This window comes from Paenibacillus sp. FSL R7-0210 (assembly GCF_038009085.1).
Classification (GTDB): Bacteria; Bacillota; Bacilli; order Paenibacillales; family Paenibacillaceae; genus Paenibacillus_AQ; species Paenibacillus_AQ silagei.
Genome location: NZ_JBBPAR010000001.1, coordinates 7587404 through 7609517, shown reverse-complemented (window position 1 = coordinate 7609517; position 22114 = coordinate 7587404). Strand labels below are relative to the sequence as shown.

23 protein-coding genes are annotated in these 22114 nt (G+C 51.8%); 7 read left to right on the top strand and 16 right to left on the bottom strand.

Annotated features, from left to right (window positions below; genetic code table 11):
* The first annotated feature begins 3 nt into the window (after window positions 1-3).
* Entirely contained in the window at window positions 4-1308 is a 1305-nt protein-coding gene (locus MKY64_RS32605; protein ID WP_339251293.1) for an MFS transporter, read from the top strand.
* Between the two features lie 98 nt (window positions 1309-1406).
* Here MKY64_RS32605 and MKY64_RS32600 read toward each other — a convergent pair whose 3' ends face one another.
* Together MKY64_RS32600 and yyaC are read right to left on the bottom strand one after the other, a co-directional pair.
* Complete coding sequence (locus tag MKY64_RS32600) at window positions 1407-2192, bottom strand: alpha/beta fold hydrolase (RefSeq protein ID WP_036730285.1); 786 nt, start codon at window positions 2190-2192, stop codon at window positions 1407-1409.
* 67 nt (window positions 2193-2259) lie between these two features.
* Entirely contained in the window at window positions 2260-2787 is a 528-nt protein-coding gene (gene yyaC / locus MKY64_RS32595) for a spore protease YyaC (RefSeq protein ID WP_340957955.1), read from the bottom strand.
* Window positions 2788-2949: 162 nt separating this feature from the next.
* On the opposite strand from yyaC, the gene MKY64_RS32590 reads away from it, so the two are divergent.
* On the top strand, window positions 2950-3174 hold the full coding sequence (locus MKY64_RS32590; RefSeq protein ID WP_036730289.1) for a DUF1128 domain-containing protein: 225 nt from the start codon (window positions 2950-2952) through the stop codon (window positions 3172-3174).
* 118 nt (window positions 3175-3292) lie between these two features.
* On the opposite strand, the gene MKY64_RS32585 is transcribed toward MKY64_RS32590, so the two are convergent.
* Window positions 3293-4012 (bottom strand): pirin family protein, encoded by a 720-nt coding sequence (locus MKY64_RS32585; protein ID WP_209876824.1) that lies wholly within the window; start codon window positions 4010-4012, stop codon window positions 3293-3295.
* 323 nt (window positions 4013-4335) lie between these two features.
* Here MKY64_RS32585 and MKY64_RS32580 point away from each other — a divergent pair, with 323 nt between their 5' ends.
* Window positions 4336-4860 (top strand): YtxH domain-containing protein, encoded by a 525-nt coding sequence (locus MKY64_RS32580; protein WP_209876822.1) that lies wholly within the window; start codon window positions 4336-4338, stop codon window positions 4858-4860.
* Window positions 4861-4989: 129 nt separating this feature from the next.
* Entirely contained in the window at window positions 4990-5319 is a 330-nt protein-coding gene (locus MKY64_RS32575; protein ID WP_036694977.1) for a DUF5665 domain-containing protein, read from the top strand.
* A 219-nt stretch (window positions 5320-5538) separates the two neighbouring features.
* On the opposite strand, the gene MKY64_RS32570 is transcribed toward MKY64_RS32575, so the two are convergent.
* The 10 genes from MKY64_RS32570 to MKY64_RS32525 form a co-directional block, all read right to left on the bottom strand.
* A complete protein-coding gene (locus MKY64_RS32570; RefSeq protein ID WP_036730293.1) occupies window positions 5539-6309 on the bottom strand; it encodes a sigma-70 family RNA polymerase sigma factor in 771 nt (256 codons plus the stop codon).
* Window positions 6306-6758 carry an anti-sigma B factor RsbW gene (gene rsbW / locus MKY64_RS32565; RefSeq protein ID WP_036730295.1) on the bottom strand — a complete coding sequence of 151 codons (453 nt, stop codon included), beginning with the start codon at window positions 6756-6758 and terminating at the stop codon, window positions 6306-6308. Before rsbW ends, MKY64_RS32570 begins: the two co-directional genes overlap by 4 nt.
* 18 nt (window positions 6759-6776) lie before the next feature.
* Window positions 6777-7115, bottom strand: coding sequence for an STAS domain-containing protein (locus MKY64_RS32560; RefSeq protein WP_036730297.1), 339 nt, complete (start codon window positions 7113-7115; stop codon window positions 6777-6779).
* 96 nt (window positions 7116-7211) lie between these two features.
* Window positions 7212-8882: a response regulator gene (locus MKY64_RS32555; protein ID WP_339251302.1), complete on the bottom strand. Its 1671-nt coding sequence runs from the start codon at window positions 8880-8882 to the stop codon at window positions 7212-7214.
* 17 nt (window positions 8883-8899) lie between these two features.
* A complete protein-coding gene (locus MKY64_RS32550; RefSeq protein ID WP_036730299.1) occupies window positions 8900-9769 on the bottom strand; it encodes a CheR family methyltransferase in 870 nt (289 codons plus the stop codon).
* A gap of 81 nt (window positions 9770-9850) precedes the next feature.
* Complete coding sequence (locus MKY64_RS32545) at window positions 9851-13519, bottom strand: response regulator (RefSeq protein WP_340957953.1); 3669 nt, start codon at window positions 13517-13519, stop codon at window positions 9851-9853.
* The gene (locus MKY64_RS32540) at window positions 13516-14679 is read right to left on the bottom strand and encodes a SpoIIE family protein phosphatase (RefSeq protein ID WP_209876814.1); all 1164 of its coding nucleotides are present in this window, start codon (window positions 14677-14679) and stop codon (window positions 13516-13518) included. The genes MKY64_RS32545 and MKY64_RS32540 overlap by 4 nt, the downstream gene beginning before the upstream one ends.
* A gap of 212 nt (window positions 14680-14891) precedes the next feature.
* Window positions 14892-15239: a general stress protein gene (locus tag MKY64_RS32535; RefSeq protein ID WP_036730305.1), complete on the bottom strand. Its 348-nt coding sequence runs from the start codon at window positions 15237-15239 to the stop codon at window positions 14892-14894.
* Between the two features lie 91 nt (window positions 15240-15330).
* Window positions 15331-15867: a hypothetical protein gene (locus tag MKY64_RS32530; RefSeq protein WP_340957951.1), complete on the bottom strand. Its 537-nt coding sequence runs from the start codon at window positions 15865-15867 to the stop codon at window positions 15331-15333.
* Window positions 15868-15934: 67 nt separating this feature from the next.
* Complete coding sequence (locus tag MKY64_RS32525; protein ID WP_036730309.1) at window positions 15935-16441, bottom strand: DUF948 domain-containing protein; 507 nt, start codon at window positions 16439-16441, stop codon at window positions 15935-15937.
* A gap of 187 nt (window positions 16442-16628) precedes the next feature.
* Here MKY64_RS32525 and MKY64_RS32520 point away from each other — a divergent pair, with 187 nt between their 5' ends.
* A complete protein-coding gene (locus tag MKY64_RS32520) occupies window positions 16629-16796 on the top strand; it encodes a DUF1328 domain-containing protein (protein WP_036730311.1) in 168 nt (55 codons plus the stop codon).
* Window positions 16797-17119: 323 nt separating this feature from the next.
* Entirely contained in the window at window positions 17120-17524 is a 405-nt protein-coding gene (locus MKY64_RS32515) for a hypothetical protein (RefSeq protein ID WP_036730313.1), read from the top strand.
* Window positions 17525-17793: 269 nt separating this feature from the next.
* On the opposite strand, the gene MKY64_RS32510 is transcribed toward MKY64_RS32515, so the two are convergent.
* Both MKY64_RS32510 and MKY64_RS32505 read right to left on the bottom strand, forming a co-directional pair.
* On the bottom strand, window positions 17794-18891 hold the full coding sequence (locus MKY64_RS32510; protein WP_340957948.1) for a C40 family peptidase: 1098 nt from the start codon (window positions 18889-18891) through the stop codon (window positions 17794-17796).
* A gap of 212 nt (window positions 18892-19103) precedes the next feature.
* Window positions 19104-19973, bottom strand: a complete 870-nt coding sequence (locus MKY64_RS32505) for a cation diffusion facilitator family transporter (RefSeq protein WP_076080437.1) — start codon at window positions 19971-19973, stop codon at window positions 19104-19106.
* Between the two features lie 131 nt (window positions 19974-20104).
* Between MKY64_RS32505 and MKY64_RS32500 the strand changes: the two genes are divergently transcribed.
* Window positions 20105-20290 carry a hypothetical protein gene (locus tag MKY64_RS32500; RefSeq protein WP_036694961.1) on the top strand — a complete coding sequence of 62 codons (186 nt, stop codon included), beginning with the start codon at window positions 20105-20107 and terminating at the stop codon, window positions 20288-20290.
* Window positions 20291-20401: 111 nt separating this feature from the next.
* On the opposite strand, the gene MKY64_RS32495 is transcribed toward MKY64_RS32500, so the two are convergent.
* Window positions 20402-22027: an ABC-F family ATP-binding cassette domain-containing protein gene (locus MKY64_RS32495; protein ID WP_036730319.1), complete on the bottom strand. Its 1626-nt coding sequence runs from the start codon at window positions 22025-22027 to the stop codon at window positions 20402-20404.
* Window positions 22028-22114: the final 87 nt, after the last annotated feature.

Sequence of the window (22114 nt, the reverse complement as noted above, 5' to 3'; positions counted from 1 at the left end):
TAGATGAGCACCGCTGGCCCTTCCGGACAACCGAAGCATCATCCGCTTGAGGGCTTCGCCGCCCCTTTCCGGCAATCCCGCGCCTTTCCTTACCTGTGGCTGGGACATTTAGTTTCTTTTTTGGGCAGCTCGGTAACCATGGTTATCCTGCCTGTCCTGGTCTATTCCCTGACCGGCTCCACCACCATTATGGGGATGGTCATGGCCGCCTACATGCTGCCTAATGTAATCATGCTTCCGGTATCCGGACATATTGTCGACCGCTACGACCGTGTACGGATTATGATGCTGGCCGATATTGCCCGGTTCATCGTTATGATTACGACTGCTGTGCTGTCCTTGACCGGAGTGCTGAGCATTCCGTTGCTCTATGGACTAGTTGCCTGTTACGGCCTGCTGGACGGCTTATTCCAGCCTGCCTACGCTGCCGTCCGCGCTACCGTATTCACTCCGGATATCCGCGTAGCAGCGAATTCTTTAACTCAGATCACAACCCAGTCCGTGCGGCTGATCGGTCCCGCGTTAGGGGGACTGCTGATTACCCACCTGTCCGCGGGCATCGGCTTCGGAATTGATGCCTTCACCTATCTTATCTCCCTCATCTGCCTGGTCTATCTGCGCAGAGTGATGATGACCCGGCTGCAGTCTGCTGCCACTGAGACTGACATCCCGGCTAAGCCTGCTGCCGGGACCTCTCCCGCTCCGCACTGGAGGCAGGATTTCGCCGAAGGAATACATGTTCTGCGCAGCCAGCCCTGGCTCTGGATTACAATTCTCGCCTTCTGCTTCGTCAATATATGTTATACGGGCGTAATCAGCGTCCTTCTTCCCTGGCTGTTCAAGGTCCATCACGGCTGGCCTCCTTATCTCTATGGCCTGGCCGTTACGTTCTCCGGTGTCGGGGCCATAGCGGCCGGCCTGCTGTACGGCCTGCGGCCGAAATGGAATCACCGCGGCATCCTGGCTTACGGCGGCGCACTGATCAGCGGGGCTGCTCTGCTGCTGCTCCCGTTCGCAGGCACTCCGGCAGCAGCTGTCACCTTATTTGCCGTAGAAGGCTTCGGACTAATGATCTTCGGGCTGATCTGGGAGATCAGCCTGCAGGAGCTTGTTCCGAAGGAAGCCTTCGGACGGGTAGCCAGTCTGGATATGTTTGGGTCCTTCGCCCTGCTGCCGGTCGGATATATCTTAGTCGGCTGGCTGGCCGACCAGATCGGAGGAGTATCGACCATTATTATTTTTTCCGGCCTGGGCCTCTCCTGTGTTGCCCTGGTGCTGTGCGTTCCGGCTATCCGTAAGTTTCAATAAAATCCAGCCAATAAATTCTTATATTTGCACAGCAAACAGAAGGCAGCACCCGCCGGAGAGCGGAAGTGCTGCCTTCTGTCCCTATTGCCTGATGTAATTTACTTCTGCACAGGGGCCTGAACGAAATCCTTAATAATCTTCGCCAGCTGCTCCGGTGCTTCAAACATACCCATGTGGCCTACACCCGGCAACGTCACCTTGGTGATATTCCGGTTGTCTGAGGTGAACGTCCGCTCCGGCGTCACCTTCGAATCCTCAGCTCCGGCAACGAGAAGCACCGGCAGCGCCGTTGCCGAGATCACATCTCGGCGGTCCGGGCGCTCACGCATCGCCAAGGACGCGCCAACCGCGCCTTGCGGCGGAGTCTTGTAGCCGATCTCCTTGGCCCGTTCCAGCAGCCGGGGCTCCGCTCCAGGAGCAAACAGTCCAGGCACCAGCTGATCCACAAAAGCAAAAATGCCTTCGCTCTGGATCATGGTGACGCTCTTCAGCCGGTTCTCCTTGGCTTCTTCACTGTCCGGATAACCGGAGGAATGAATCAGCCCGAAGCCCTTCAACCGGGAAGCATGGCGCTGGGCAAACGACAGGGTAATATAGCCTCCGAGCGAATGTCCCAGCAGATAACATTCCTGAATCTCCAAGGCATTCAGCAGCGACAGCACATCATCAGCCATCTGCTCGATGGTATAGGCTCCAAGCGGAGCATCGGAAGCCCCGTGCCCGCGCAGATCCGGGGCGATGACCCGGTAATGGGCTGTAAGTCCGGGAATCACCTTTTCCCAGTATTCGGCACTCCCGCAGAATCCGTGCAGCAGCACGATTACATCCCCTTTGCCTTGATCACTATAGCAAATGTTGCTTCCCTCGCATCGAACATTTTCCATGGCTGCTTACCCTCTTTCTATGTAGTGGTCTATATTAATAAGCTAGAACAGCTGATTTGAAACGCTCTCAATCCGTAAGTCCGAATCCCAGGGCGGCTGCCCTGGCAATCTGGTCGGCCATAACCATTACCCGGTAGAGCGGGGTAGTCTGGATGGTCCGGTAAGGACGCGGACTGTTCACATCAACAATCGCCGCCAGACTGTAATTTCCTACAGCAGGCAAGAGTCGCCCTACAGATTCTGCCGGACGCAGCGGCTGCGCGGCCGCAAAGTAACAGCCCAGTGCGGCCGGCGGTCCCAGGCAGGCATCAACAGCGATAATAATCTGCCCTTCCGGAATCTCTGTTATCCGCTGAATCAGATTATCCGCATCACAGGGCGCCGGAAGCGTACCCGTTACATTCGGAAATCCGTACTCCAGCAGGCGGCTTCCTGTCAGCGGCCCCAGTGCATCTCCGGTGGAGCGGTCTGTTCCGATACAGAGGAAGGTCAGCTGCTCAGCGGAATACTCGTCTGCGATCCCGCGGAAGAAAGCCGCCAGTCCCCCGGCATCCATTTTACGCCGTTTTCTGCTCTCTTCTTCTCTGATGGCCAAAGACTCTCTCCCCCTTGCTAAGCAGCCAGTTATATTTACCTTTAATTTAACATGTTTGCGTGATCTGGACAAAAAAATGGTCATCCCCTGCCCAAACATGATAAGATATTTGAACTATACCAGTTCACATTCTATATTACTCAGGGAGGATGGTTATACTCAATGGATTTGTCAAAACCAAGCCAGGAGAACGTTGAATATATGATTGAAGGCATCAAAAGCAAGCTGAAAATGGCCAGTGCTGCTGCAATGCAGGCGTCAGCCTTTTCGGTGGAGCAGTATGAGGATATCCAGGATATTTATGAGGTTGCGATGGGCAGTGACCGGCTCAGTATCTCCCAGGTGGAGGCGCTCGTCTCAGAGCTTGGCCGCCTGCGCAAGAAATAGCACCAGCAGTTCGTATACAATATAAAGCCCTTCAGCTTCATTGTCCGTAAGACGGGACGTTGAAGCTGAAGGGCTTTTGTATACTCCAATAATAATCTTACTGTCATGCTCCGGCCTGCTACGGGAGATCAATCAGAATGAATTCTGCATCTCCTGAGCTGCTTATGCCTTTGAGCGTAAGCTCGCAGCTCTTGCGGATACGCGCCGCATCCCCCTGCTGGAGCTGGAATACACCGTCCGCGCATGAGATCTCCAGATTCCCGGAAATGACATACAGATGAGTTCGCCGCTCCTCCTGCTGGGGATAGCGCAGCTCCCGGTTCGTCTGCAGAACGGACAAGTAGATGTTAACATCATTGTCCAGCTGCAGCGAGCCCTGAGTCCCTTCCCCTGAAGCAATAGGCAGCAGGTGGTTGAGCTTAAGCTCGGCCGGATAGAACCGGGCATCCCATTTCGGGGTCTTACCGGGCCGGTCGGGCAACAGCCAGATCTGCAGGAACCGGACATCCACATGGTCTGACGGATTCGTCTCCGAATGGTTAATGCCTGTTCCTGCGCTCATCAGCTGCACACTGCCTGCCTGCAGATCTGCATGATTCCCCAGATCATCCTGATGCTTCAGCACACCGGATACCACATAAGTGATAATCTCCAGATCATGATGCGGGTGCTCATGCATGCCTTGCTCCGGCTTCAATTCATTGTCGTTATGTGCCAGCAGTGCGCCGAAATGGGCGTTGCTGGGATCATCATAATCGGCAAACGAGAAGCTGAATTCACTGTGTATCCATTCTCTATTCGAAGTATGACGCTCGGCTGCTGTAACTACTTTTATCATAATGTTGCACCTCCATAGATGTTGTTATTTTATCAATATACTAAACAGGGGAATGAATGCTCTTCAATATGGGATGTATAGATGCGCTATGATTAACTATTTCTTACCCCCTTCCCTTCGAGATCAATCAATCTTGTAAAGCCGCATATTCATCCAATTAGGTATGAAAAAACACCTTTTCGGCTGGGATGCTCCCTTATGCTCCGGCAATCTTTGCCAAGCTATTCCGCTGTTTCAGCACATAGCCCAAAGTGTATATACGAAGTAAGAACATTCAGGCTCACCTGAATTTGAATAACAATTCTGACAAGGAGTGATTGATAATGAATAAAGCAGAGAAGGAATATCCGGTAGAAAGCGGCGGCACATTCTTAAAAGGGATCTTCATCGGCGGACTCTTGGGAGCGGCGGCAGCATTGCTATTCGCACCAAAACCTGGACGCGAGATGCGCAGTGACCTGTCCGATAAGCTCACAGTAGCTACGGATAAGACAAAAGAGGTTGCGGGAGCCGTAACTGACAAGACCAAGACGATTGCTACGACCGTAGGTGAAAAAGCTACTGATCTGGCCGGCACAGTATCAGCCAAGGCCTCCGATATCTTCACCACCGTCAGTGACAGCAAGCAACAAATTGCAGCTACTCTGGCGGAAACCGGCAAAAAGATTGGCGAAACGGTAAGCGATGCCTCCAAGGACATCACGGGCAGCGTTAAGGACGCCTCCCAGGACATAGCGGTTGAAGCCAAGGATACCTCCCAAGAGGTTGCCGACAAGGCGAAGGACGCTTCCAAGGAAATCGCAGGCGCAGCGAAGGATGCCAAGGACGAAGTTAAATCCTCTTATTAATCCCGGATGTTCAGGCTGATTATACATTGAAGGGAGCGGCCAGATCTTCCGTAGCTGGCCGCTCCCTATTTATGCATGTCTTATATCTCAATAAAGCCTGATTCAGGCTACAGAAAGCAGGTACGCCTTATGGGAGAAGCGGACAACAGAACCAAAGCTTATGACGTAGATGAGCATCCCTTCGAGCTGCGGCATGAGGTCAAACGCTTGAATGCGAGGCTCGACAAGATCGCCGACTCACTGGAGAAATCCGAGTTCAAGGATATCCTGGAGAACTATACAGACCCCAAGAAGCGGATTATCACCAATCTGATGGCCGGGATCTCCAGAGGCCTGGGCCTCTCACTCGGTACTTTTGTCATTCTTGGTATCCTTGGCTATATCCTCAGTTTGTTTCTCAATGTACCGGTTATCGGGGAATATCTTGGAGAAATCAAAAAGTATATAGATGCTAACTAAACACATTTCCCGCGCATCCCTCCTGCAGCCTACTCTACCGTGAATAGACTGCAGGAGGGATGTTGCTCTTTACCCCCACAAAGTGGGGCTCTAGCGTAGGTGATGACTCAGGTACTTGGCGGGGACCCCAAAACATATAAATTCTTATCTACCCAAAAAAGGGCAGGCTCTATCCCTTACGGGATGGAACCTGCCCTGATAAATATAATGACCTTGATCCTAATAGGATGAATTAGCCATGATCTGCTTCAGCTTCTCGGTGGCCCGCTTCTGGATGCGGGATACGCTCATCTGCGAGACACCCAGCTTCTGGGCAATGGCCCGCTGGGATTGGCCATCCTGGAAGGCCAGCAGCAGCACCTGCTGCTCCTGCTCCTTCAGTTGTCCGAGCGCCTGCTGGAGATCCATACGCTTCTCCACTGTCTCGTAGTCATTTGCATCGGAGCTGATCAATTCACCGAGTGTGGCCCCACTCTCTTCCTGGGAGAGCGGTGAATCCAGGGAGACATAATGATAACATTCTCTGCCGGCCAGTACTTCCACAGTTTCCTCTACGGTGAGATCCAGATAGTGGGCAATCTCTTCAACCGCCGGAGAACGTTCGAGCCGAATGGTCAATTCATCAATGGCCTGCTGAACAAGCGCGCCCTTTTCCTTAATCCGCCGTGGAACCTGTATGTACCAGGATTTATCACGCAGGTAGTTTTTCATATGTCCAATCATGCTCTTCATCGCATACGGCTCGAAGGGAATCCCCAAGCTGATGTCGTATTGCGCCAGCAGCCGGATCAGCGCCATTTGCCCTACCTGATACAGATCCTCATAGAGATCCGGACGGTTACGGGCAATTTTGCCGGCTGCCATCTTTACCATAGGTTCATATTTGCGGATGAGCACTGTTGCGATTTCATTGTCTTTCGTCTGCTGGTATTCCCAGATCAGGCTTACTGCTTCATTCATGGACTCTGGGGGAGTCACTTTGTCATTCATACTTTCTCCTCGCTGAAATTGAGCCGTTTAGTCAGGGTAACGACTGTCCCTTTCCCTGATTCGCTAACAACGCTAACGTCATCCATCAGCGCCTGCATTAGATAGAAGCCCAGTCCGCCCACTTGAACATCATTCAGCTCCTTGTCATGAAGCGTCAGACGTTCCCCGGACGCATCCAAACCGTCAAAGCTCTCCCCCTCATCTTTGACAGTAATGGATAAGACACTTGATCCTACCTCAAAGATTACATCAACCATACCGTCCGCTTGCCCATAGGCATAGAGCACGGAGTTATTACATGCTTCCGAGACGGCTACCTTCATATCTTCAATGTCTTCATAAGTAAAACCCATTTTGGAGGCAATGCCGTATAAATTAAGTCTGACAATATCGACATATTCTGCACTGGCGGGTAACTGAAGAACTACTCTTTGTATGTCATCACTCATTCTTAGTTCGATCCTTTCCTAGTGGGAATTCTCTTGGGAGGCAAAAAACTTGGAAATGCCGGTCATGTCAAACAGCTTCTGTATTTGCGGGGGAACTTCAGCAACGGTGAACTTGACGTCCATTCCATGTCTTGCTTTGAGGATCGACAACAGGATTCCGATACCGGTGCTGTCAATATACTTCAGATCCTTCAGATTAATCACGAGATCAAGCCCCGTGTCTCCCACTAGCGGTTCCATCACCAGACGAAAGTCAGGCGCCACAGACAGATCGAGTTCACCTGTCAGATAAACAGTACATACCGAACCAACGGTTTCGGTCTTTGCGTGAAACTTTTCGCTTTTATGTGTATTCATAGACAACTCTCCTGGTTAAATGTTTTCTTTACCAATAACCCTAATAGCCTAGGGTTGAAACAACAAATAGACAAGACGGCACTGGTAAATCATGGGTCATGCGTTGAAAAGCGAAGTGTTCCGCGCGGTTGCGGGGTTATCTCTGCCTGAATATCTGGAGATCATCTGTTTGATGCTGCTTAGCTTGAGCGGCTTGCTGATGTAGCCGTCCATTCCGGCAGCGGTGCAGCGGTCCTGAATCCCCTCCATCACATTCGCAGTCATCGCAATGATCACCGTCTTGTCAGGCGAACCGCTGCTCTCCTCACGAATCAGGGAAGTGGCTTCAAGACCATCCATCACAGGCATCTGCAGGTCCATGAAGATAAAATCGTACTCGGATTGCCGGGCCAGTTCTACAGCCTGGTTCCCGTCCTCAGCAACATCGGCACAATATCCGAGCTTATCCAGCATGCTGACCATAAGGCGCTGATTAATCGGATGGTCATCTACGACCAGCACTTTGCTCCGGCTTGCTTCATCTACCTCGTCCGCTGTACCGTCCTCTTCCCGGCAGCCGCCTTCCAGCTCTTCCTCCGGCACGGCAACCTGGATAGTGAATACAAAGGTAGCCCCCTTCTCTTCCATCGACTCTACACGGATATCTCCGCCCATCATGCCCACGAGGGACTTGCAGATGGCGAGGCCGAGGCCTGTGCCTCCGTATTTACGCGTCATGGAGGAATCAAGCTGGGAGAAGGGCTGGAACAGCCGGTCACATTTCTCCGGTGAAATTCCAATGCCTGTATCCTTAACGGTAAATTCTATTACCAGCTTATTATCCGCTGAAGGCAGAAGGGAAGCAACTAAATAAACGCCGCCCTGGTTGGTAAATTTCACCGCATTGGATACGAGGTTGATCAGCACCTGGCGCAGCCGGGCCATATCTCCATAAATCAGCCGCGGCAGCTTCTGGTCGATGAAATAGGCCAGCTCCAGATTTTTTTTGCCGGCTTCCGCCGAGAACAGACTAAATACCTCCTGAACGGTGGTATGCAGCTCGAATAATTGCTCTTCCATTTCCATTTTGCCCGATTCCATCTTGGTGAAATCAAGGATATCGTTAATCACGGTTATTAGTGTGTCCGCACTTTTACGGATAATCTCTGTATATTCCTTCTGCTCAGGAGCAAGCTGGGTCTCCATCAAAAGATCAATCATGCCCACTACGCCATTCATCGGCGTGCGGATCTCATGACTCATCATCGCCAGAAATTCGGTCTTGGCCTTAGCCGCGATCTCCGCCTCTTCCTTGGCTTTGATCAGTTCACCGTTCATGCGCTCAAGCTCCAGCGTCTTTTGCTGCAGCTGCATCGCCTGAATCTGCTGCTTCTTGCTGGTCAGATGCATATTCACAAAGCCTTCAATCTTCGACTTCAGAATCTGCGGGATAAACGGTTTGACCATATAATCAATAGCGCCGGCAGAGTACCCTGCGAAGAGATGCTCGGACTCCCTGCTGTTGGCAGAGATGAAGATGATCGGAATATCCTTGGTTTTCTCCCTGGCTTTGATTAACTTGGCGGTTTCGATCCCGTCCATACCCGGCATCTGAACGTCCAGAACAATCACGGCGAATTCATATTTCAATAAGCACCGCAGTGCTTCTTCTCCAGAATTGGCTTTGACAAGCTTGTAATGCTGACTCTCAAGGACGGCTTCGAGTGCCAGCAAATTCTCGGGACGGTCGTCAACCAGCAGTATATGAATCGGTTCCTGAACCCCCATAGGTCCCTCCTTACCCGCTATTTATTTTTGCGGTATATTTTCTCTACCCGGTCCAGCGGCTCGTAGCTGTCACTGTATCGTGTGAAATGAATAGATTCCTTGGAACCGAGGACCAGCACTCCGAAACGGCTGAGGCTCTCATGGAACAAGCCATGCACATGATCGCGGAGCTCGTCGTTGAAGTAGATCATTACATTCCGGCACAGGATCACATTGAATTCGTTGAAGGAAGTGTCCGTTGCCAGATTATGCTCTGCAAAAATGATGTTCTTGCGTAAATACGGCTGCAGAATCACTGAGTTATATTTCGCTGTATAGTATTCCGAGAAGACACCCGTGCCTCCGGCCTCAAGGTAGTTCTTGGTGTATTGCTTCATCTTGCCAATCTCGTACACGCCTTCTTTGGCCTGCTGCAAGGAACGGGCGTTCATGTCCGTGGCATAAATTCTAGCCTTGTCATATAATCCTTCCTCATGCAGCATAATTGCCATCGAGTAGACCTCTTCGCCTGTCGAGCAGCCGGCATGCCAGATCCGGATATAAGGATAGGTCCGCAGGAGCGGAATGACCTTCTGACGGAAGGTCAGGAAGAGTCCGGGATCACGGAACATCTCTGTCACAGGGATCGAGAGACTATACACGAACCGCTCGAAGCAGGCACGGTCATGCAGCACCTTTTCCTGCAGGGCAGAAATAGTAGGTAAGCTCTCCGCATGGACATGATGCCAGATGCGCCGCTTCAAGGAAGGCAGGGCATAATTCCTGAAGTCATATCCATACAAACGGTGTACTCCGTTCAGAAGCAGCTCAATCTCAATCTGTTCAAGCTCCTGCTTGCTCTCCGGCGGATTCCCCTGACCCTCATATCCGTGCTCCATCGCTGCCATTGTCATCAATACTCCCTTGCCTGCGCCTTATTTCCGTACTTGGTTTGAACCTGCTGTATAGCTATTACCCCGAAATCACCCTTACGAATACAACCAGACGCGCATTAACGAAAGAAGCTGATCCGTGCTGATCGGTTTCTTCATATAATCGGAGGCTCCGGCTTCAATACACTTGGCCCGGTCCTCCTTCATAGCCTTGGCTGTGAGGGCGATTATCGGCAATTTCTGGTACTGCGGCATCTGCCGGATGCGGCGCATAGCTTCATATCCGTCCATCTCCGGCATCATCATATCCATCAGCACCAGATCATAATCACTCTGTTCGACAAGCATGTCGATGGCCTCGCGGCCGTTCTCGGCAAATTTCACTTCCATGTGATAGCCTTCGAGCACGCTGGAGAGGGCAAAGACGTTGCGGATGTCATCATCGACGAGCAGTATTTTTTTGCCTTCAAACAGTTCCTCTTTATTGTGCAGCTTTTGCAGGATTTTACGCTTATCCTCCGGCAGATTTGCTTCTACCCGGTGCATGAACAGCGTGGTCTCATCCAAAAGCCGTTCCGGCGAGCGGACATCCTTGATGATAATAGATTCCGCATATTTGCGCAGCTTGGTCTCTTCCTTGCTGTCCAGATCCTTGCCGGTATAAATAATAATCGGCAGATCGTTCAGCTCCTCATCGTCGCGGATCTGATCCAGCAGCTCGAAGCCGGTCATATCATCCAGCATCAGATCAAGCACCATACAGTCATATCTCTGCTTGTGCAGCTCATTCAGCGCCTCTTGGCCTGAAGACACCGCCGTAATCACTACATCGTCATGTCCGATAAGCTCCTCGATGGAACGGCGCTGGATATCGTCATCCTCGACAATCAAGAGATGCTTCATCGTGCTGGCGGTGTAATTCTCAATCTGCGAGAAGGCCCGGTCCAGCGCTTCACGGGAGGACGGCTTTCTGAGGTAGGCCATCGCTCCCATCATGAGCCCCTGCTTCATCTCATCATTCACAGAGATTACATGCACCGGAATATGGCGTGTCTGGGAGTCGCTCTTGAGCTCTCTCAGAATCGACCAGCCGTCCAAGACAGGCAACTGGATGTCGAGGATGATCGCGTCCGGCAGCAGGGTCTTGGCCATCTGCAGGCCGATATCACCCTGCAGGGCTACCAGCCCCTTGAAGCCGCGTCCGCGGGCCATGCCCAGCAATATCTTGGCAAAGCTCTCATCATCCTCAATAATCAGCAGCACCTTGTCGCCGCTGGCAAGGGATTCCCGGTCATCTTCCACAACTACAGGCTTAGCAGGTGTAGGCGTGATGTCCCCTGCCTTATCCCATGAAAGTTCCTCCCGGAACTCCTCAAGCTGCAAGGGCTCCCCGGCAGGAGCGGCTTCAACCGCTCCCGGCAGCAGGCTAAAATTCCCCTGAACCGGCAAATACAGTGTAAATACGCTGCCTTGCCCTTCACGGGACTCCAGTCCGATGGCCCCGCCCATCAGGCGGGCTAATTCGCGGCTGATCGACAGGCCAAGCCCCGTGCCGCCATATTTGCGGCTCGTCGTACCGTCAACCTGCTGGAACGCCTCAAAGACGATATCCATCTTATCTGACGGGATGCCGATCCCGCTGTCTTTGACGGATATGGCAATATAATCATATTCATGCGGCAGATAGGCAGGCAGCCGCTTGACGTCCGCACGGCTAACAGAGAACTCTACATACCCTTCGCTCGTGAATTTGAAGGCATTGGACAGCAGGTTACGCAGGATCTGCTTCAGTCTGTGACTGTCGCTATATACACTGTCCGGAAGCGGCTCGTCAAAGGACAGGCGCAGCGACAGCCCCTTCTGCGCAGCCAGTGGAGCAAAGTTCTGCTTCACGAAGGTCTTCAGCTCGACGAGCGGGATTTCTTCATGATTCAGCTCCATTTTGCCGGCATCGACCTTGGACAGATCGAGAATCTCATCAATCATTTTAAGCAAATCTGCACCTGACATATAGATGGTATGGGCGAATTCGACCTGCTTCTCGCTCAGATTGCCTTCCTTGTTCTCCGTAAGAAGCTGGGAGAGAATGAGCAGGCTGTTCAGCGGAGTACGCAGCTCATGGGACATATTGGCCAGAAACTCGGATTTGTATTTACTGGTTACTGCAAGCTGCATAGCCTGCTTCTCCAGCTGCATACGGGCATGTTCAATCTCATCCTTCTTCTCTTCAACCTCTTGCACCTGATCCTGGAGGGCACGTGTCTTGGAGACCAGCTCTGTATTGTAATGCTCCAGCTCCTCCTGCTGGCGCTGCAGCAGCTCCTCTGAGCGCTTCAGGGCATCCGTCTGCTCCTCCAGATTCTCGTTAGAGCGGCGCAGCTCCTCCTGCTGGGTCTGCAGTTCCTCCGACTGGCATTGCAGCTCTTCCGTGAGCGCCTGCGATTCGCGCAGCAATTCCTCAACCACAAGCCTGCGGCTGATGTTGTTCAGAATAATCCCCAGATTATTGGAGAGCTGATGCAGCAGTTCATTCTGCAGCACCGAGAATGGTGTGAAGGAAGCGAATTCCACAACACCCAGAACCTCATCCTCGAATAAAAGCGGGTGGATCGATATATAACTTGGATGCGACTCCCCGAATCCCGAAGACACTGAGATATAGTTGTCAGGCGCCTCCGTCAGCTTGATCGGCAGCTTATCCAACGCGCTCTGTCCGACCAGTCCCTGACCGATCTCGAAGCTCTCCCTGGGCGTAACCCCCTCCTCACCGGCATAAAAAGCGCTGCTGACCAGCAGGTTCGGATTATCCTGGCTCTTCAGATAGACGGCACCATACTGCGCTCCAAGCACAGGCGTGAACTCACTGATGAAGGTCTGGGCTACCTGATCCAGTGAGCTGACGCCGCGCAGCAGCTCCGTAATTCGGGCAATATTGGCATTCAGCCAGGCCTGATCGCTCTGTGCCTGGGCATAGGATCTCTCAAGCTGCTGCTTCTGCTCAAGATCCTCGGCCATCCGCTGGAATACCCGGGCCACATCGCCGATCTCATCCTTCGACTTCACCTTGATCCGGCGGATCGCCCGCATTTTACCGTTGCCGAAGCTGGTAATCATCATGGAGACGACACTTAGACCGCGCGTGATGCTCGGTATCACCCACAGAATGACACCCAGCCCGAGCAGCAGCCCTAAGATCATGATCAGGGTTACCATCTGAATCGATCTGCTCGAAGCCTCTTGGGCGTTAGCAGTCTCCTCCGTCATCCGGAAGGCATTGTAATCAGACAATGCATTCAGGCTGTTAAGCACCTCGTTCTGAATATCCTGTCCTTCTGCATTGCGGTACGTGTTGGCATTCTGAAAGTATCCGGCACTCAGCATCTCCAGGACCTTGTCCTGATACTTCAGATAGCCGGAATAGGCATTCTCAATCCGGGATAACATCTGCAATTCCTCTGCCGTCTTCAGAGAGGCCTTAATATTCTCCAGATGCTCCGCAGACTTCAGGACCTTGCTGTCAATTTCCGCCTTCTGCGCTTCCAGGGTTACAGTATCGGCATTAAGCATGGAAGTGGTCAGTATCCGTGCCATGTCGTTCACTTCCCCGCGAAGTCCCGAAGAAGCACGGCCTTTGCTATATCTCTCCTGGTAGCTATCCAGCTGATTGCTCATATAATGGAGCCTGTCATACCCGATCAGGGTAAGCGCCAGCATAATCGCCAGCATGGCGCTGAATCCGATCAGCAGCTTAGCCTTAATCTTCATTCCTTATCGATTCCTTTCTTCAGCGAGATCCACACCAGGCATTTATCGTCATCACGTTCCGAATTAACTGGCTCGCTCAGGAAGGCAGCGCGCACCAGGTCTTCCTGCCAGTCATGAGTGGCATTCAAATGCCCGACCATGAATTTCAGCTGCTCCTCCTGTTCACCCTCTACCATCTCCATAAGGCCGTCCGTGAACAGCACCAGATGACCCTCGTCCTCGTAGCTGAGGCTCTGCTGCTGAATATCGATCCGGTCAAAGAGCCCGACAGGGTGGCCGTTGCTCTCAAGCAGAACAGGCGTCTTGGCCTCCCCTTCAAAAAACAGCGCCGGCGGATGCCCGGCATTCACATAATTAATCCGCTTCATGCGGGTATCAATGACAAGATAGATCGCCGTGAAATAATACTGAACCAGCTGCTTCTCAATATATAGCTGATTAAAGCGTCTGTTAAGCTCCTGAATAACCTTCTCCGGCTCCACATAGGTCGTTACGGTATCCTTCAGGACCGAGGCCAGGAACATGGTAAACAAGGAGGACGAGATACCGTGGCCCATCATATCCAGCAGGATGACCGCATAGCGCCCGTCTCCCAGCGGATACCAGGCATACAGATCCCCGGCCAACTCGAAGGAAGGCTGGTAAATCGCATGTACCTCCAGGGTCTCCTCGGCAAGCGGCAGACTGAGTACCGCATTCTGCACCAGGGCAGCCAGCTTCAATTCATCCTGTATCCGCTGGTCCCGCTCCTTATGCCAGTCCTTCTCGCGCTTCAGCCGCAGCGCGAGGCGGATACGGGCCATCAGCTCCACCTTGTTAATCGGCTTCGTAACATAATCCACCGCTCCGGCATCCAGCGCCTCTGCGAGCTTCTTGGAGTCACCTACAGCCGTAACCATAATAATAGGAATATCCTTTAGATGCTCATATTGCTGGACCACCCGGCAGGCTTCAATTCCGTCCATTTCCGGCATCATCATATCCAGCAGAATCAGATCCACATCGGACGGCCGGGGCTCTTCCCCCACACCGACGCCCAGCAGCTTCAGCATATCTTTGGCGGACGAAGCCGTTATGAAATTCCGGTAATCTTCCTTCTTGAGGATCTCACGGATAATAATTACATTGGTAGGATTGTCGTCTACGATTAATATTCTCAAGCTTCCTCACCTCACGCGAATATTGTGTTAAGGCCCTAACCCGCAGCTCTGTCATTCTATCATACGATATTTACACGGCCTGTTACCAACCAGCTAGATATTGGCATAAAGCAGGTCCCGGCTTCAACAAAGTAACCTCCAGCTCCACTAACATCTAGTGGGACTGGAGGTTACGCTATTGTACTATTAAGGTCAGCGAAGCCGACCCGCAATTATTGTGGGTTTCTTTTGGCAATGACCAGAACCTTGCCTGTATCAAGCTCTTTCTCGTAAAATGCCGCCTCCGCTGCGCTGAAGCCCAGTGAAGTCATCTTGAAGCGTAAAGCGTCGCCGCGCGAACGGAATAGGTTGGCAATGGCACCGAACAGCCCTTCTTCACTCAGCCCCACTTCATTAGTATCTGCGGCGTCCACGATACGCCCTTCGCGGTCTTCATCGTGACTGATCACATAAAGATCCTCTCTGGTGTAGCCGCTGCTACGGAGCCGATTCACTTCTTCGATCGCCTGAACGCCGTTCTCCAGGAGCTTGGCATAAGCCTGTGTACCTGTTGAATCCATGAGATCACTCTCCTTCATAATGAATAAGGGCCCAGCCACCGGATGGATGACTGAGCATTCTTTAACCCAAATCGCCGCGCTTGAAACAGCTTCAGAAGGAATACGCGTCGAATAAATCCAGCCCGGCCCATTCGCCGCTCTCCGTATTGCGGTAGATCTTGAGCGCAGCCTCTCCTCTAATATAAACATCCCCATCCTCAGCTTCAAAATCAGGCGCTCCCAGCATATCCTGCACGTTCATGGCCTGCGGATTAAGCATCCGTCCATTGAGGCTCAGACCATATTGTCCGGCCTGGGAAGGCGAAGCATGAACATACAGGACAACACCGCCGCATACCCCCGCCGAGCTATCGGCATACTGATATTCAAGACACCCGGCCCAAGGATCTTCAACAATCTGCTGAGGGGTTCCCTTGATCTGCAGCAGCTCCTCTTCCGTCATATATAAGCTAATACCGGACAAGGAGTCGAAGCTGCTTATGTAGAGATCGGCAGCTGTGCTATGCTCGAAGGCGAACATTACCGGCAGCTGTGCAGCGGTACCGGGAGCGGGAGAAACAGTCTCATCCTGCGGCGGTGCAGATATGAAGGGAGCAAGCAGACTAAGCAAGAGAATAACCATTTTCATAGAGTTCCCGCCTTTCATGAGCTGGTATTGCCCCGTCCTGAGCCCCGCCGTATTTCATTCCATCGTATTAATGGCGGAATTTCTGCCAGATTGCAGCGGCTGCATCCACGCCTTTGAGGGCTGAGGCTATCTTGCCCTTGGATTTGCTTGAACTCACTGCCTCATAGGATTGCACGGTTCTCTCCTCGGCCGGTGTTAACGGGGCTTCTGCGATGGATACCGATTTTGCCTTATCCTTCAGTTCACGTGATTTACGGAATTTCTCAATTACCGTTACAGATACCTGCTTCACGGTCAATGTCAGCTCGTTCATGACATCGCCCAGATTCTTTACAGAATCCACGATCGGGTCAATCTTCTGAATTTTACCCTGCACATCCGCTGTGATGTCATTGGCATGCCGGACAGTTGTTTTGACTTCATAAGTAAGCTCATCAATAGTCTTCTGAACCTCCTGCAGAGTCTGACTGACCTTGTCGAGCGATTCCTTCGCTGACTTCAAGGTTTTGATTAAAAAGAATACGAGTACTGCGAATGCGATAGCAGCCAGTGCTACGCTAAGTTCAATGATCATTGTAGATAACCCCTTCCAAGTGTGTAAATTATCGGTTTGCACTGTCTGATACTGCATAGTTACCCTTACAGAATTAGGCCGAAACAAAGGCCAAGCCCCTGGAATCCTCTTCCTTTCCTCCCTGTTTCAAATGGATACGCGCCGTTTAAACAATGACTACATCAACGCACAGAAAGGATGACATCTCATGCTAAGATGGTCAATAATTCTGCTGGTAGTCGCCCTGATTGCCGGTATCTTCGGATTCTTCAATATTGTGGCGGCGGCTGTCGGCATCGCCAAAGTATTGTTCTACATCTTCCTGGTCCTCTTCGTGGTCTCACTCTTTATGGGGCGCAGAGGACGATCTATGTAGGCAAGCCCACGTTAGCTGACTGCCGGACAGGCAGTGCTGCAGGCCCGGAGGTCTCCGCCAGGAGATCCCCGGGCCTCTTGCTGTTCCCGCCAGTCTTATGTAGTGTTGAAATGGGCTTCATTCCCCTTCAAAAAGTATAGGCCTTTCCGCTCAGGTTGTCATCCGTGATTCAGTCCGTAATGAAGCGTTCCCCCGCTAAGGCCGGACAAGAAAAATAAAATTTATTGATGCCGCTGGTTCATTCAATGCAATTTATGTTTACATCCTTATTAGCACAGCATGAACATAGAACATCTCACCATCATACCTAGGAGGAATCATCGATGAAAAAATTAGCCAGTTTAACAGTAGCAATGGGTCTTATGGCTTCCTTGGCAGCAACAGCTTCCGCAGCTGAGGTAGTAACAGGAACAACAGAAACTACCAAAACCACTTCTTCCGATGCAGTAACTACTGTAACCGGAGTGACTTACCTGAACCCGGCAGACCCGGTAATTACACAAGCTGACATCAAGCCAGCAACACCTCAGATCATTCTGACCAAACTCACAGCATTCCATCTTTCTGCGGGAAGCACAACTGCTATTGGCTGGTTGGGTGCACAGACTGTGGATACTACTGGTGTGATCACAAAAGACGCTATGGGCAACGAATGGAGAGAAATCTACACTTGGCTGGGTAAAGCCTGGATCAAGGTTCCTGCCTCTGCATACGTAATCAATCCATAAGCGATTGGACATATAGGAGTCATAGCTGCTCCACTCATATGCTGCAGCTATGACTCAACGGATGTACCTAACAAGGCACGTGGACGCCAATCCAAACGGCCTTTTTTTGCGTCTGATGGATGCTAAATTCCCCCACCAAAACATATAAAAAGGGTTATCCCTCCAGTAGAATCTTCTACTGGAGGGATAACCCCGCCATACACCCGCTTGTAGTTCACCCGTCACAAACTTGTACTGCCTGTCGCTTCTTGCTGTCCTAGCTGTATATATTAGCGGATGACCGAGCCTCCGTACAGGAAACGGTTCATCCAAGAAGCGCTAAGATTATCCACTCTTACACCGCCGGAGCTTACTGAATAGGTATGCAGCAGCTTCCCGTCACCCAAATACATGGCAACATGCGTAATTCTTGCCGTAGATTTGTTGATTCCGGCATAAGCAGAGGGAGAAGTTCCTTTATAATCCATGAAGAACATCAAATCGCCCCGCTTCAAGCCGGATACATCCGTAACTGCACCACTGTTCTGCTTCACCCAGTCCCCTTGCTGCCGGGAATCGGCAGGCAGCTTCAAGTTCGCTGCATCCATGAAGATCTGGCGGATGAAATCAGAGCAATCGAAGGTACTTGTATTATTGCGGTCAGAGCCGTATTCATATGGTGTTCCCAGATAGCCCATGCCCACTGATATCACTCGTTCAATCACAGCAGTCTGCCCGGCTGTAGGTACAGGTGCCGGAGCTGGTGTTGGAACAGGTGCCGGCACCGGTGTCTGAACAGGTGCAGGTGTTGGAGCTGGAGTGGCTGGAGCAGGCGGCGATGAAGCACCCGCTGTAATATATTGATCGGATGAGCTTGTATAACCCACCGTCCCGTTTGCCGTTCTTATTTTGTACCAATAGCTGTTGGTCTCTTCAAGAATGGTTACCTGGTCATTCTTATAGAGATATCCAACCACTTGCCCGCTGGTTGCTGGGGTCTCTCTTACACGGACCGTGGCCTGAATCACCGCTGTCCGGGACGCAGGTGCGGAAGCTGTACCTACCCGGATATAGGAATCCCCCGAGCTCATATACCCCACAATTCCCTCTGCCGTTCTTACTTTGTACCAGTAACTGTTCGCAGCTTCCAGAATAACAACCTGGTCGCCTTTATTCAGATATTTCAATACCGTGCTGCTGGTAGACGGATCTGTACGCAGCCGTACCGAAGCTTCAATGATGCCTGTCTGTCCAGCGGACGCCGCAAGCGTTGTAATCGAAGAATCGGTTGCAGCGAAAGCCTGCCCGGGACTGAACACTCCCAAGGATAATGCCAGTGATGCGGAAACCCATAACGATGCTGTAATTTTCTTGCGTGATACGATCATAGCGTTCCCCCGCTTAGCGTATTAAGAAAATCAACAACGGCGCGCGCTACGTTTGTTGCTTTCTGCCCTCATTATAGGCTGGCCCGGGATTTGGAACATGCTCCAAATTTCACAAAAAACCTTTCCATCTTATGGTAACATACAGGTCTATAGTCTCGATTTCTCCTTGTATTTGGTGGAAATTACAGCTAACTAGGAGAAATCATGGAATGTTAGTCCTTGGGCTCCACGTGAACTTGCACATGCATGATGTTGTGCAGCTTGGTCATCCGTTCTTCAATCGAGTCGCTGATCTCATGCCCTTCCATGACTGTCATGCGGGCATTCACCTCTACGACTACATCCACCAGCACATGATTGCCGTGTACACGGGCCTTCAGATCCTTGATGCCCTCTACGCCCGGTGTCCGGGCAATGGTGCTGCGCAGGTCCAGCAGCTTGTCTTCGTCAAATCCGTCCGTCAGCCGGTACGTGGAATCGCGGAAAATATCCCAGGCGGTCTTGATAATCAGCAAGCCGACTCCGATGGCAGCCGCGGAATCGATCCACGGCAGTCCGAATTGTGCCCCTACAATCCCTACAGCTGCACCTACGCTTACGATAGCATCCGAGAAATTATCCTTGGCAGCAGCCATCAGAGCATGGTTATTAATTCGCTCGGCCAGACGCTTGTTATATATATATACCCCCATCATCGCTACCGCACACACCAGCGCAACACCGGCAGACCAGAGCTGCGGCGTGGCCTTCTCCCCCTCGAACAGCGAGCGCACCGCCTCCACAATAACCTGAATACCCACCAGCGCCATAATGAAAGAGGCCATCAGCGCCGCAATCGTCTCGGCCCGGAAATGCCCGTAGGTGTGATCGGAATCCGGCGGCTTCCGCGAGATGCGCAGCCCGATCAGCACCGCCAGCGAGGCCACAATATCGGTTAAATTGTTGAATCCGTCCGCCAGGAGCGCACTGGAAGCGAACAAGTAGCCGCAGATCAGCTTGAAGGCAGACAGAACCAGATAAGCAGCAATGCTGACCATCGCACCCTTTTCACCCTTGCGTATATCCTCATAAATATCGGTCATTTCTGCCGCCCCTCCCATCCTTTGCCGCATAATTACAGGAAAACTTTCTTTGAGTTATTCTTGCCCTTGTAGCAGCATTTAAAAACAATTAGAATAAGGAATAAGGACTTGCTGCCTAAGGGGGTAACATAATGAGCGAGAACAATGAGAAACCAAAAATTAATTTGGCTGATGCGATCCGCCAGAAGCTGGAGCAGAAGAAACAGCATGCTTCAGGAAAACCGGGTTCAACCTTCCAGGCCGGCTCCGCGAAGCCGCTGAAAAGCCAGAATAACAAGAAGCCTAACAATCAGCGCCGCCGGACTGGCGGTTCCTAGACTTCTAGGTTGTTGTATATGGTGAACATAAACGGCTGCGTAATCCCTCCGGGGACGACGCAGCCGTTTGTATATGAACTCATAACTGTTCATTCTGCCTATATCTAGTTCTTAAGCCTCTACAGGGTACATCCGGGCACGCATTTCCTTGATCTCCGGGTTCTCCAGATACTCGTCATAGCTCATCGTACGGTCAATGATTCCAGCCGGAGTAATCTCGATAATGCGGTTGGCAATCGTCTGGATGAACTGATGGTCATGGGAGGTGAACAGGATCGTGCCGTCAAAGTCGATCAGGCCGTTATTGAGCGCGGTGATCGATTCCAGGTCCAAGTGATTGGTAGGCTCATCGAATACCAGCACGTTGGCTCCGTTCAGCATCATCTTGGCCAGCATACAGCGGACCTTCTCGCCCCCGGACAATACGCTTGCCTTCTTCAGTGCTTCTTCGCCGGCGAACAGCATCCGGCCCAGGAAGCCGCGCAGGAAGGTCTCGTCCTGATCCTTGGAGTATTGGCGCAGCCATTCCACCAGGTTCATATTCACCCCGTCGAAGTAGCTGGAGTTATCCTTAGGGAAATACGCCTGGGTAGTTGTCACTCCCCAAGTGTACTCACCCGCATCTGCTTCCTTCTCGCCCATAATGACATCGAACAGCAGGGATTTAGGCTGGGAATGCGGTCCTACAAAAGCGATCTTATCCCCTTTGTTGACTACAAAGCTGACTTCATCCAGCACCTTCTCGCCGTCCACTGCCTTGGTCAGGCCGCTGATCGTAAGCAGCTGCTTGCCGGCTTCACGCTCCGGCTTGAAGTTCAGGAACGGATATTTACGGTTGGACGGACGGATGTCATCCAGGGTAATCTTCTCGAGCTGCTTCTTACGGGAAGTCGCCTGCTTCGATTTCGAGGCGTTCGCCGAGAAGCGCTGAATGAAGGCTTGCAGCTCCTTCATCTTGTCTTCCTTCTTCTTGTTGGCATCGCGCTGCAGCGCCTGGGCCAATTGGCTGGACTCATACCAGAAGTCGTAGTTGCCGACATACATCTGGATTTTGCCGAAATCGATATCCGCAATATGCGTACAGACCTTGTTCAGGAAGTGACGGTCATGGGATACCACGATAACGGTGCCTTCGTAGTCCATAAGGAAATTCTCCAGCCAGCCAATCGATTCAAGATCCAAATGGTTGGTAGGCTCATCGAGCAGCAGGTTGTTCGGACGTCCGAACAGGGCCTGGGCCAGCAGGACCCGCACCTTCTCGTTGCCGCTGAGTTCGGCCATTTTCTTGTCGTGCATCTCACGCATGATACCAAGACCGATCAGCATGGCGGCTGCGTCAGGCTCGGCGTCCCAGCCGTTCAGCTCCGCGAATTCGCCTTCCAGCTCACCGGCACGAAGTCCGTCTGCTTCGGTGAAGTCGCTCTTTGCGTACAGGGCGTCCTTTTCCTTCATAATTTCATACAGGCGGGTATGACCCATGATTACGGTCTCCAGCACCTGGAACTCGTCATACTCGAAATGGTTCTGTTTCAGTACGGCCAGACGTTCACCGGGTGTGATGTGCACATCGCCGATGTTCGCTTCGATCTCTCCGGACAGAATCTTTAGGAAGGTCGATTTGCCGGCGCCGTTCGCGCCAATCAGACCGTAGCAGTTGCCGGGTGTGAATTTTATGTTTACATCCTCAAATAGTGCGCGTTTTCCGTAGCGGAGTGTTATACCGCTTGTGCTGATCATTAAGCATTACCATCCTTTTCACATAGGTTCCGGCTCATTATAGCATAAAATCAAGCAAAATGGCCCTTATTACGGCTCTTATTTAAG